The sequence below is a fragment of the Pseudomonas putida genome (genome assembly GCF_005080685.1).
GTDB lineage: Bacteria > Pseudomonadota > Gammaproteobacteria > Pseudomonadales > Pseudomonadaceae > Aquipseudomonas > Aquipseudomonas putida_V.
In genome coordinates this window covers 3,759,340-3,771,677 of record NZ_CP039371.1, presented here as the reverse complement: position 1 = coordinate 3,771,677, position 12,338 = coordinate 3,759,340, and the positions used below count along the sequence as shown (strand labels likewise).

The 12,338-nt window shown below is 65.9% G+C and carries 11 protein-coding genes; 10 read left to right on the top strand and 1 reads right to left on the bottom strand.

Going from position 1 to position 12,338, the window contains the following annotated elements:
• Window positions 1-16 precede the first annotated feature (16 nt).
• From E6B08_RS17100 to E6B08_RS17085, 4 genes are read left to right on the top strand one after another with little or no spacing between them, the layout of a single operon-like run.
• On the top strand, window positions 17-1,039 hold the full coding sequence (locus E6B08_RS17100) for a ferredoxin--NADP reductase (protein WP_136915135.1): 1,023 nt from the start codon (window positions 17-19) through the stop codon (window positions 1,037-1,039).
• Window positions 1,040-1,044: 5 nt separating this feature from the next.
• Window positions 1,045-2,667: a FadD3 family acyl-CoA ligase gene (locus E6B08_RS17095; RefSeq protein ID WP_416194355.1), complete on the top strand. Its 1,623-nt coding sequence runs from the start codon at window positions 1,045-1,047 to the stop codon at window positions 2,665-2,667.
• Window positions 2,668-2,714: 47 nt separating this feature from the next.
• Window positions 2,715-4,355, top strand: a complete 1,641-nt coding sequence (locus E6B08_RS17090; RefSeq protein ID WP_192938545.1) for a DUF1302 domain-containing protein — start codon at window positions 2,715-2,717, stop codon at window positions 4,353-4,355.
• A 28-nt stretch (window positions 4,356-4,383) separates the two neighbouring features.
• Window positions 4,384-5,613 carry an NADH:flavin oxidoreductase gene (locus E6B08_RS17085; protein WP_136915134.1) on the top strand — a complete coding sequence of 410 codons (1,230 nt, stop codon included), beginning with the start codon at window positions 4,384-4,386 and terminating at the stop codon, window positions 5,611-5,613.
• A 272-nt stretch (window positions 5,614-5,885) separates the two neighbouring features.
• On the opposite strand, the gene E6B08_RS17075 is transcribed toward E6B08_RS17085, so the two are convergent.
• Window positions 5,886-6,719 carry an alpha/beta fold hydrolase gene (locus tag E6B08_RS17075; protein WP_136915132.1) on the bottom strand — a complete coding sequence of 278 codons (834 nt, stop codon included), beginning with the start codon at window positions 6,717-6,719 and terminating at the stop codon, window positions 5,886-5,888.
• Between the two features lie 237 nt (window positions 6,720-6,956).
• Between E6B08_RS17075 and E6B08_RS17070 the strand changes: the two genes are divergently transcribed.
• The 6 genes from E6B08_RS17070 (at window position 6,957) to E6B08_RS17045 (ending at window position 12,331) form a co-directional block, all read left to right on the top strand.
• Entirely contained in the window at window positions 6,957-7,691 is a 735-nt protein-coding gene (locus E6B08_RS17070; protein WP_136915131.1) for an SDR family NAD(P)-dependent oxidoreductase, read from the top strand.
• Window positions 7,692-7,704: 13 nt separating this feature from the next.
• The gene (locus E6B08_RS17065) at window positions 7,705-8,475 is read left to right on the top strand and encodes an SDR family NAD(P)-dependent oxidoreductase (protein ID WP_136915130.1); all 771 of its coding nucleotides are present in this window, start codon (window positions 7,705-7,707) and stop codon (window positions 8,473-8,475) included.
• 5 nt (window positions 8,476-8,480) lie between these two features.
• Window positions 8,481-9,110 carry a nuclear transport factor 2 family protein gene (locus E6B08_RS17060; RefSeq protein WP_136915129.1) on the top strand — a complete coding sequence of 210 codons (630 nt, stop codon included), beginning with the start codon at window positions 8,481-8,483 and terminating at the stop codon, window positions 9,108-9,110.
• Window positions 9,111-9,267: 157 nt separating this feature from the next.
• Window positions 9,268-10,266 carry a GlxA family transcriptional regulator gene (locus tag E6B08_RS17055; protein ID WP_238349230.1) on the top strand — a complete coding sequence of 333 codons (999 nt, stop codon included), beginning with the start codon at window positions 9,268-9,270 and terminating at the stop codon, window positions 10,264-10,266.
• Window positions 10,267-10,436: 170 nt separating this feature from the next.
• Window positions 10,437-11,579, top strand: a complete 1,143-nt coding sequence (locus E6B08_RS17050; protein WP_136915127.1) for an aromatic ring-hydroxylating oxygenase subunit alpha — start codon at window positions 10,437-10,439, stop codon at window positions 11,577-11,579.
• Entirely contained in the window at window positions 11,576-12,331 is a 756-nt protein-coding gene (locus tag E6B08_RS17045) for an SDR family NAD(P)-dependent oxidoreductase (RefSeq protein WP_136915126.1), read from the top strand. The genes E6B08_RS17050 and E6B08_RS17045 overlap by 4 nt, the downstream gene beginning before the upstream one ends.
• Window positions 12,332-12,338: the final 7 nt, after the last annotated feature.

Here is a 12,338-nt window from a genome sequence, read left to right as displayed (position 1 = left end):
AGCGAGTACCTGAACCATGAATGACTATCTTGCCTTGCGCGTGGCGCGGGTGATCGAGGAAACCGCCGACGCCCGCTCGCTGGTGTTCGAGGTGCCTGCGTCACTGGCCGAGCGCTTTCACTACAAGCCGGGCCAGTTCCTGACCTTGCGGGTGCCATTCGAGGGCGGCTGGTTGCCGCGTTGTTACTCGCTGTCGAGCACGCCGCTGCTCGATGAACCGCTACGAGTCACCGTCAAGCGCGTGCGTGACGGCCGCGCTTCGAACTGGCTGTGCGAGCAATTGCAGGAAGGCCAGACCCTGGAAGTACTGCCGCCGGCCGGGGTGTTCGTGCCCCGTGACCTGCAGGGCGACCTGCTGCTGTTCGGCGGTGGCAGCGGGGTGACGCCGGTGCTGTCGATCCTGCGTTCGGCGCTGCTGGCCGGGCAGGGGCGGGTGCTGCTGATCTACGCCAACCGCGACGAGCACTCGGTGATCTTCCGCGACGAGCTGCGCATGCTGGCCTCGGCTCACCCGCAACGCCTGCAGGTGGTGCATTGGCTCGACTCTTTGCAAGGCGTGCCGAGCGTGACGCAACTGGCCGAACTGGCGCGGCCGCTGCTCGATGCCCAGGCCTTCATCTGCGGCCCGGCGCCGTTCATGGATGCCGCCGTGCAGGCCCTGGCCAGCCTCGGCATGCCCAGTGCCCGGGTCCACGTGGAGCGCTTCGTGTCGTTGCCTGCCGAGGGCGAGCTGGCGCAGGCGAGCCAGAGCGAGGCGGCCATGGCGGCGAAACTGGCGGTACGCCTGGACGGCGCCGACCACAGCCTGGACTGCGCCAGCGGCGAGACGCTGCTCGACGCCATGCAGCGCGCCGGCCTCAACCCACCCAGCGCCTGCCGGGTTGGCGGCTGCGCGTCGTGCATGTGCACCCTGGAGAGCGGTGATGTCGAGCTGTTGCACAACGATGCCCTGGATGCCGCCGAGCTGGCCGAAGGCTGGATCCTGGCGTGCCAGGCCGTGCCCACCAGCCCGCTGCTGCGGATCCGCTTTCCCGAGTGATGCCGATGAGTGAGCCTTGCATGAACCCGATCCTCAATGCCTTCGACGCACAGGCCTGCGCGCCTGCCACCATTGCCCGTCTGCTGTTCGACAGTGCCCGGCGTTTCGCCGGCCATGCTGCCATCGAGGACAACGGCGAGCGCCTGGACTACGCCGATCTTCCGGCCCATGTGCTACAGGTCACCCGTGCCTTGATGGCGCTGGGCATCCAGCCGGGCGACCGGGTCGGCCTGTGGGCGCCCAACGGCCGTGAGTGGATTCTCGCGGCACTGGGTATCCACTGCGCCGGCGTCGTGCTGGTGCCGGTCAACACCCGCATGAAGGGCGCTGAAGCCGCCGACGTGCTGGGCCGTAGCGGTTGCCGGGTGCTGTTCGTGCAACAGCGCTTTTTGGACGTCGACTACCCGGCGTTGCTCGCCCCGCATCGCCCGGCGACCCTGGAGCACCAGGTGATTTTCGCCTGCGACCAGGAGCCTGGCGCGCAGGACCTTAGCTACGAGCGCTTTCTGCTCGGCGCTGCGACCGTCGAGAAGCTCACCGCCGAGCGCCGTGCCCTGAGCATCCAGCCCGAGGCCATCTGCGACCTGCTGTTCACCTCCGGCACCACCGGCAAGCCCAAGGGCGTGATGAGCGCCCATGGCCAGAACCTGCGTGCGTTCTCCGAGTACGTGCGGGTGCTGGGGCTGGTGCCGGGCGATCGCTACCTGATCGTCAATCCGTTTTTCCATGCCTTTGGCTACAAGGCCGGCTGGCTGACCTGCCTGATTGCCGGGGCGACCATCCTGCCGCACGCGGTGTTCGATGCCGAGACGGTGTTCCAGCGCATCGCCCGCGAGCGCATCAGCGTGCTGCCTGGGGCGCCGACCTTGTACCTGTCGCTGCTGGCCCATCCACGCCTGGCCGAGACAGACCTGTCGAGCCTGCGCATCGCCGTGACCGGTTCAGCGAGCATTCCGCCGAGCCTGATCGAGCGCATGCGCAACGAGTTGGGGTTCAGCGTGGTCACCACCGCCTATGGCCTGACCGAGTGTGGCGGCCTGGCCACCCTGTGCGACCCCCAGGCCCCGGCCGAGGTCATTGCCGGCACCAGCGGGCGGCCCTTGCCAGGCACCGAGGTGAGCATCCGTGACGCCTCCAACCGTGCCGTGGCCCAGGGTGAGACCGGGGAGATCTGCCTGCGCGGTTTCCACATCATGCAGGGCTATTTCGACGACCCGCTGGCCACTGCCGAGGCCATCGACGCCGAGGGCTGGTTGCACACCGGCGATGTCGGTCGCCTCGACGCGCAGGGCAACCTGGCCATCACCGACCGCCTGAAGGACATGTACATCGTCGGCGGCTTCAACTGCTACCCGGCCGAGATCGAGGCCGCGTTGCTGGCCCATCCGGCGATCGCCCAGGTGGCGGTGATCGGCATTGCCGATGCCCGCATGGGCGAGGTCGGTTGTGCCTGCGTGGTGCTGCGCGAGGGCCAGCAACTCGACGAGCAGGCACTGATCGGCTGGAGCCGCGAGCGCATGGCCAACTACAAGGTGCCGCGCCAGGTGCGGTTCTTCCCGGCGCTGCCGCTGAACCCTTCGAACAAGGTCGCCAAGAACGACCTCAGGGCCTTCGTGGCCCAGGCCTGAACGTGCGCCAGGAATTGAACAGAACAATAACAACAAAGGAGAGCAGCATGTCGACGTCGAACACGGGCCTGGCCCGGCGCCGCTGTCTGGCCATGGCCCTTGGCCTGGCCAGTGGCGGTGCCGCCGCCGGGCCGACCTTGGAGCTCGGTGAGGACACCACCCTGGAGTCATCGCTGACGGTCAACTACACCGCGTCCATGCGGACTGCCAAGCAGGCCAACCAGTACCTCAACGACATCAACAACGACGACGGTACCCGCAACTTCAAGCGCGGGTCGCTGATCACCAACCGGCTGAGCCTGTTCGGCGAGCTGCGCCTGCGCCATGACAACGTCGGGGCGGTACTGCGTGGCAGCCACTTCTACGACGACGTCTACCACGAGCGCAATGCCAACGATTCGCCGCAGACGGTGAACAAGGTCGGTCGCCCCGATGGCTTCGTCGAGGACACCCGGCGCCTGAGCGGCAGCAAGGCGCGCCTGCTCGATGCCTACGTGTATGGCAACTACGAGCTGGGCGAAACCCAATACCTGTCGGTAAAGGCCGGTCGCCACCTGGTGGCCTGGGGCGAGAGCCTGTTCTGGGCCAACATCAGCCAGGGCCAGGCGCCCGTCGACGCGACCAAGTTCAACGTGCCCGGCACCGAGGCCAAGGACGCCTACCTGCCGGTGGGGCAGGTGTCGGCGTCCTGGTCGCTGAACGAAGACCTGGCGCTGGTTGGTTTCTACCAGTACCAGTGGGAGAAAACCCAGCTCAACCCAGTGGGCGACTACTTTGGCAGCGACTACTTCGGCCCGGGCGCGGAGTTCTTCCGGCTCAGTGCCGGGGTGATCGACAGCTTGCCGGACAAGACCTTCACCGGTGCCAACTATGCCGGCGAGGTCAAGCCACGCGACAGCGGCCAATGGGGCATGGGCGTGCGTTATCGGATTACCGAGAACACCGAGGTGGGGCTGTTCCACTACCGCTATCACGAGCGGGTCGGCTCGCTGTTCTTCGACTTCACCGGGCAAACCCACTACTCGTCGAACTCGCGCATCAGCCAGCGCGCAAATGCCGGCGCGGCGCCTGCCTACCGACTGGGCTATTTCGAAGATGTCGAGCTGACGGGCGTGAGCTTCAGCTCCAAGGTGGGCGATTCGGTGCAGTACGCCGGCGACCTCAGCTACCGCGATGGCGCATCGGTGTACCTGAACAATGGCGCGCCGACCACCGGGCAGATCTGGCAGGGCAACCTCAACGCCTCGTACATCCTCGGGCCGAGCTGGCTGGCGCAGCAGACCACGTTCATGGGCGAGGTGGTGCACCAATCCATCGAGGGCGTCGACACCCTGGTCATCAGCGGTGGCGGCGCTGGCGTGGATGGCAGCTTCGACGACTTCCAGTCGGCGACCCAGACCCGTGGCTCGACCTTGCTGGGCGTTGGCGCCTACATGGACTACCCGTCCATCGCCGACGGCCTGGACCTGACCACCCGGGTGGTCTGGCAGCAGAACGTCGACGGCAGCGCCTACCAGGGCCTGGGCCGCGACGAGAAGCGCCTGACCGTCGGCGGCGATTTCAAGTACCTGGGCAATTTCCAGGTCGGCCTGACCTACGTCGCCTACCTGAGCTCGCCGGACATCGCCCAGGGCCGCCTGCTGGCGGACCGCGACTACCTGTCGTTCAACGCCAAGTACACCTTCTGAGCCTACTGCACCGAGGACAAGGCCTGTGATGAACCAGACTCCAGAACGATCGCCCTTCAATCCTGTCAGGATCGGCCCGCTGACCCTGAAGAACCGCTTCGTCAAGGCGGCCACCAACGAGGGCATGAGCGCCCAGGGCGTGCCCTCCCGGCAACTGGCCAAGCTGCACGCGGACCTGGCCAGCGGCGGTGTGGCATTGACCACCGTGGCCTACTGCGCGGTCAGCCGCGACGGCCGTACGTTGCCCAACCAGTTGATCCTGGAACGCGATAGCCTGCCGCACTTCAAGGCCCTCACCGATGCCGTGCATCGGGCAGGCGGGCTGGCCAGCGCGCAGATCACCCACGGCGGTTGTTTCACCTTCATTCGCGAGCGCTCCACGCCACGGCCGCTGTCGGCCAGTGGCGGTTTCAACAAGATCGGCATGATGAGCGGCATGTTCCTCAAGCAGGCCATGAACGAGGCCGACATGCAGCAGGTGGTGCGCGATTTCGCCCAGGCCGCGCGGCTGGCCCGTGAGGCCGGTTTTGACGCGGTGGAAATCCACATGGGGCATGGCTACTTGCTCAGCCAATTCATCTCGCCGTTGTACAACAAGCGCCGCGACCAGTATGGCGGCAGCCTGGAGAACCGCCTGCGCTTTGCGCGCCGGGTGCTGCGCGCGGTGCTCGATGCGGTCGGTCAGGACCTCGCCGTGGTGTGCAAGTACAGCATCACCGAGGGCGTGCGCGCCGGTAACAGCGCCGAGGACGGTGCGCAGATCGCCCGTATGCTGGAGCAGGAGGGCGCGCACCTGCTGGTACTCAGGGCGGGGATGAACGCAGAGTCGATCACCACCATGTTCGGTTCCTCGTTCCCCAAGGAGAACCGCGTACAGCAGAAAAACCCGCTGATCGCCCTGGCGATGGCGCTGCAGCGGCGCATGGATCCGGTGGTGGAGTTTCGCGAGTTGTACCTGCTCGAGCATGCACGCAAGGTACGGGCGGCGGTGAAGATGCCGCTGGCTTATTTGGGCGGAGCCAAGAGCCTGGCGAGCATCGAGCAGGTGATGGCCGAGGGTTTCGACCTGGTGGCGATGGGGCGGGTGTTGATTGCCGAACCCGACTATGTGAACAAGCTGGCCAGTGGTGCGAGCCGCAATTCGATCTGCACGGCGTGCAATCGCTGTGTGGCGATGATGTATACCCCTGGGGGGACCTCGTGCGTGCTGGGGCAGCCGGGGGATGCGCAGCTTAACAGCCAGCCGGCTGCGGGCTGAGCCGACACTGCAGTGCCTGGCACCGGCTAAGCCGGTGTTCGCGGGGCAAGCCCGCTCCCACAGGGTTGGCGCTGGCCTTGATGACGGTGAAGATCCTGTGGGAGCGGGCTTGCCCGCGAATAGGCCCTCGCAGATACAGCCCGACCTCAGCCACTGCGCCGTACCTGTAGGAGCGGGTTTACCCGCGAACACGGGCCAAGCCCGTGCCATCCACCACGGTGCCGGCTTCGCGGGCAAAGCCGCATCCCACACGAGGGATGCAGCGCCCTCGATCACCCGTGCTGCAGAAACTCCAGGCAACTGCGGTTGAACAGCTCGCGATGCTCCACCTGCACCCAGTGCCCGCAGCGATTGAGCACGATGAAGCGTGCCTGGCGCGCCCCATCGATGATGTACTGCGCGCCACTGACCGGATTGAAGTTGTCGTTGCTGCCCCAGAAACCGAGGATCGGGCATTCGATTTCACCCAGCCGCGCACGCATGTTCGGCACCCGCATGGTGCTGAACAGGTTCTTCGGCTGCGTCACCGCCACGGCCACTCGCTCCAGCAGCAACTCCTCGGGCAGGATCGAGTCGTCGAACAGTTGCAGGCTCATCATGCTGCGCATTTCACCAAGACCAATGGGGCCGGCATTGAACAGCCCGACCATGCGCAGGATGCCTGGCATCTGGAAGTAGGTTTCACGCTCCTCGACACCACCCGGTGCCAGCAGTATCAGCCGCTCCGTCAGCTCAGGCCGACGCAACGCCAGGCCCAGCGCAATGGCACCGCCCAGGGAGTTGCCGAGCACGGTGCAGCGGTCGATGCCGATCTGGTCGAGCAGTGCCGCGACGCAATCGACGAAGAAATCCAGCTCGTAACGAACCTCCTCGGGTTTGTCCGAACGCCCGAAACCGGGCAGGTCGAGCACGATGTTGCGATAGCCAGCCGCGACCAGCTGCGGGTAGTTGCCCTTGAAATTGCTGAATCCGCTGGCACCCGGCCCGCTGCCATGCAACCACAGCACCACCGGGCCCTGGCCCTCGTCCAGATAGTGCAGGCGCAGGCCGTTGGGCAGGGTGGCGTAGTGGCCAGTGGGCAGGGGCAGGTCGACGGGTTGGTTCATGCCGGTTCTCCAGTTCTCGATGGGGTGAGGGCACGCCGGGCAGGCCATCCAGCCGCTTGAAGGGGAAGGCCTGGCCAGCCCGGTATGCGTTTCTGGATCCTCTGCCGCCTGGGCCAGGTCGGCATCGTCCATCCGGACCACGACGCGGCTGCGACGCTAGTCCTATCGGACGATGCCCGGCACTGGCCTGCGCCCAATGATGGTGAAGACCAACGGGCTTCAACCAAGGGGAACACCATGAAACTGCAGAACAAAGTGGCCTTCGTCACCGGCGCGGGGCAAGGCATGGGCCAGGCCATCGTGCGCCGATTCGTCGCCGAAGGGGCCAAGGTGGTCGCCGTCGACCTCGACCAGAAGGCACTCGCTGCCGGCCTCGCCGACCTGGGCGAGCAGGTGCTGGCGCTGGGCTGCAACGTCGCTGAGGCGGCTTCGGTGGCCGATGCCATGGGCCAGGTAGAGGCGCACTTTGGTGGCCTGGACATCGTCGTCAACAACGCTGGCGTCGGCGCGCTCGATGCCTTCCTCGACACGCCCGACGACAGCTGGGCGCGGGTCATCGGGGTCAACCTGGGCGGCACCTTCCTGTGCTGCCGCGAAGGCGCCCGGCTGATGCTCAAGGGCAAGCGCCAGGGCGTGCTGATCAACCTGTCGAGTACCGCCGCGCTGACTGGCGAAGGGCCAAGCCACTATTGCGCCTCCAAGGCCGCGGTGATGGGCCTGACCCGCTCGATCGCTCGTGAGCTTGCGGCCCAGGGCATCCGCGTCAACACCCTGGTGCCGGGCCCGACCAACACGCCGATGATGGCTGGCATCCCCGACGAGCACATGCAGGCACTGCTGAAGAACGTGCCGCTGGGACGTATGTGCGAAACCGATGAAATCGCCCGCGTGGCGGTGTTCCTGGCCAGCGATGATGCCAGCTTCATCACCGGACAGAACATTGCGGTCAACGGCGGCATGGCCTTTATCTGACGAGGAACGAACGATGAGCAAACGACTGCAAGGCAAGATCGCCTTCGTGACCGGCGCCGGCTCCGGCATCGGCGAAGCCACCGCGCTGCGCTTCGCCGAGGAGGGCGCCCTGGTGGTGTTGTGCGGGCGGCGCCGCGAGCCGCTGGAAGGCGTGCGTGAGCAGATCCTCGCCCGGGGTGGCTGCGCCGAAGTGGCGGTGGCCGACGTCAGCGACGAGCAGGGCTACGTCGCCGCGCTGCGAGCCTGCGCCGAACGCCACGGTGGCCTGGACATCCTGGTCAACAACGCGATGGCCTACACCTGGGGCGGTATCGACAGCATGACCACTGCCGATTGGCACGCCAACTTCGCCACCACCGTGGACGGCACCTTCTGGGGCACGCGCACGGCCATGCAGCTCATGAAGGGCAAGGGGGGCTCGATCGTCAACATCGCTTCCATCTGTGGCCTGTTCGGGACCGCCTGGATGGCCGGTTACTCCGCCGCCAAGGCTGCGGTGATCAACTTCACCCGCGCGGCAGCCAGCGAAGGCGCAGCGCACAACATCCGCTGCAACGTGATCATCCCCGGTGTGGTCGACACACCAGCGACCGCCGGCATGCTCGGCGACGCCAAGGCCCGGGCCAACACCGAAAAAGTGATCCCCATGCGCCGGGTCGGCCTGCCCCAGGAACTGGCCAACGCCATTCTGTTCCTGGCCAGCGACGAGGCTTCGTACGTGACGGGGGCCAGCCTGGCGGTGGACGGTGGACGAGGGTCGGATTTGTACACGGTGCTGGAGTGACGAGCATGGAGACTACATCGCTGCTGCAGCGCATCGATCGCCTGGAGTCTCTGGACGCGATCCGCCAACTGGCCGGCAAGTACGCGCTGGCGCTGGACATGCGCGACATGGACGCCATGGCCAACTGCTTCGCCGCGGACGTGCGGGTCGGCCGCGACAAGTCTGGCCGTGCCCACCTCAAGGCGTGGCTGGACGAGACCATGCGCAAGCAGTTCCATGGCACCTCCCACCATCTGGGCCAGCACATCATCGAGTTCAGCGATGCCGACCACGCCACGGGCGTGGTGTATTCGAAGAACGAGCATGAGACTGGCCCGGAGTGGGTGATCATGCAGATGCTGTACTGGGACGACTACGAGCGTATCGACGGACGCTGGTGCTTCCGCCGGCGCCTGCCGTGCTACTGGTACGCCACCGACCTCAACAAGCCACCGATCGGTGGCTTGAAGATGCGCTGGCCGGGGCGCGAGCCCTACGCCGGGAGTTTCCATGAACTGTTCCCGTCCTGGGACGCGTTCTGGGCCCAGCGGCCAGACAAGGATGCCTTGCCGCAGATCGCCGAGCCGGCGCCGCTGGAAGGGTTCCTGCAGGCCTTGCGGCGTGGCGCGGGGGATCCGAAGATCCGCGTTCGATAGGGGCAGGGTGGGGCCCTTTTCGTGGTCAGTGCCGGCAACATTGGCTGGAACGCTGGGATGCGGGTGCTGAACCTATCGCCACCGATGCTGACCAGGCTTGCGCAGCGGCACCAGGTCGGGGCTATGATCCCTGCACCCGGTCGCTATCGAGGTGCGTGTGTTCCGCTTCCTGGTCATCGTCTTCCCGTACTTCAACGCCGCGGCCACCACGGCGTTCGTCGACCCTTTCCGCGCCGCCAACTACCTGGCCGGGGAAAGCCGCTTCCATTGGGAGTTCGCCTCGTTGCAAGGCGGTGGCATCCGCGCCTCCAACGGCATGGACATGTTCACCCAGTCCCTGGCGAACCTGCGCGACGAGCCCTGGGACCTGGTCCTGCTGTCGTGCAGTTGGTCGCCGGAGCAGCATCACAGCCCCTATCTGCAGGGCCTGCTGCGGACCTGGGCGAGCCGAGGCTGCATGCTCGCCGCGCTGGACACCGGAACCTTCCTGCTGGCCGAGGCGGGCTTGCTGGCCGGGCGCAAGGCCACCGGGCACTACGAGCACATCGATGCGCTGATCGAGCTGTACCCCGATGTCACCATCGTCGAGGACCTGTACGTCTTCGACCAGAACCGCATCACCTGCTGCGGCGGCGCGGCCGCCACCGATACCGCCTTGCAACTGATCCGCAACCTGCACGGCGAGACGCTGGCCAACGAGGCGGCGCGCTATGTCTTCCACCAACAGTTCCGCCCCGGTAGCACGCAACAGAACCCTGAGGCCCAGCAGCCCTTGGGCCATACCATCCCACTGGTGGTGAAGCAGGCGATCAAGCTGATGGAAACCCATCTCGAAGAGGTCATCAGCATTCCCGAGATCTGCGAGCAGGTGGGTATTTCCCAGCGCCAGCTGGACCGGCTGTTTCGCCAGGTAGCCCACAAGACACCAGCCCTGTACTACCGCGACATTCGCCTGGACCGCGCCCGGGGGCTGGTCACCCAGACCGACCTGGCGCTGACCAAGGTCGGCGTCGCCTCGGGTTTTCCCAACCAGTCGCACTTCAGTCGCATCTACCGCGAGCGCTTCGGCCTGACGCCGCGCCGGGACCGCCAGGAAGGCCGGGTGCCGTTCGACTACCGGGCCTGGCCGATGCACCAGGTCGGCAAGGAGCATTGAAACATGTCGTTTTTTGCAGGGTTGCAGCGGGCGCATACCTAAAAACGACAATGGCCGAATAAGCACAAAACACGGCGAATATTAAACATTTTCGCCGCCTCAGTCAGACCACTATCAACCCCACACAACGGGCACATCCCCATGCCCGTGATAATAAAAGGGCCGTTGATATGACTGAGTTGCTGCATCCTCGCCAATTCGAAACGATCAAGCAGGGGTACGACCCGGACCCGCTGCGCTCCCAGTCCCTGCGTGCCGACGCCTATGTCGAACCCGAGTGGTTCCGCCTCGACCAGCAGGCGATCATCGCCAAGTCCTGGCAGTGGGTGTGCCACGTCGAGAAGGTGCGCGAGCCTGGCAGCTACACCACGGTGAACATCGCCGGCATGCCCATCGCGGTGGTGCGTGACCAGGACGGCACGCTGCGCGCCTTCTACAACGTGTGCAAGCACCGCGCCCACCCGGTGTTGCAGGGCGAGGGCAAGACCCGGCGCATCGTCTGCCCCTATCACTCCTGGTGCTATGGCCTCAACGGCAGCCTGGTGGCAGCGCCGCATGTAGGTGGGCTCAAGGACTTCGACAAGGAAGAGATCCACCTCACCCCCGTGCAGGTCGAGGAGTTCTGCGGCTTCGTCTACGTCAATCTCGATGCGCAGGCGGCGCCTTTGCGCGAGCAGTCCGGCGACCTGGCCAAGGAGATCCTGCACTGGGCGCCGGACATCGAGAAGCTCACTTTCGCCCACCGCCTGACCTACCAGATCAAGTCGAACTGGAAGAACGTGGTCGACAACTTCCTCGAGTGCTACCACTGCCCGACGGCGCACAAGGACTTCTGCACCCTGGTCGACATGGACACCTACAAGGTGCAGACCCACGGTATCTACTCGAGCCACATGGCCGAGGCCGGCAAGGGCCAGAACTCGGCCTACGACGTGTCCAAGGCCAGTGTGCGTACCCATGCGGTGTGGTGGCTGTGGCCCAACACCTGCCTGATGCGTTACCCGGGGCGCAGCTCGATCATCGTGCTCAACATCGTGCCCATGGGCCCGGATCGCACCTTCGAGACCTACGATTTCTTCCTCGAGACGCCGGAGCCGGACGACATGGAATGCGAGGCCATCCGCTACCTGGACGAAGTGTTGCAAGTCGAGGACATCTCGCTGGTGGAGAACGTCCAGCGCGGCATGCAGACGCCGGCGTTCGACCAGGGCCGCATCGTCACCGACCCCAACGGCTCGGGCAAATCCGAGCATGCCCTGCATCACTTCCACGGCCTGGTGCTCGAGGCCTATGCGCGGAGTGTGAAGCCATGAGCGGCCCATTGGCAGGCAAGGTGGCACTGGTCACCGGAGGTATCGGCGGCATCGGCCGGGCAGTGTGCGAGCGCCTGATCCAGGAAGGGGCGGTGGTGTATGCCGCCGACCTGTCCAGCGCTGCACCGGTACCGGATGCGCACTGCGTGCGCCTGAACGTCAGCGACGAAGGCCAGGTGCAGGCGCTGATGCAGCAGGTGCGCCAGGCCCATGGGCGCCTCGATGTGCTGGTCAACGCCGCTGGCATCGAGGTCGAGCACACCATCGAGCACACCAGTCTCGAGGTGTGGAACCGGGTCTTCGCGGTCAACGTCACCGGCACCTTCCTGATCAGCAAGCATGCCTTGCCACTGTTGCGCGAGAGCGCCGGGGCCAGCGTGATCAACTTCGGATCGTACGACGGCTTCATCGCCGACCCGGGCCTTGCCGCCTACTGCGCCAGCAAGGGCGCGGTGCATGCCCTGACCCGGGCGATGGCCTGTGACCACGGCCCAGAGGGCATTCGCGTCAACGCGGTGTGCCCGGGGTACATCGACACGCCGATGCTGCGCAGCTTCTTCCAGGACCACGGCGACATCGCCAGCCTGGAAAGCGCCGTGCGCGACGTACACCCGACCCGGCGCTACGGCACCCCGCAGGACGTGGCCAACCTCGTTTACTGGCTGGCCAGCGACGAGGCCCGCTACGCCAGCGGCCAGTTGTGGATTCTCGATGGCGGCCTGACCGCCCAAGTTCAACAAATGAAACTGTGAGCCTCGC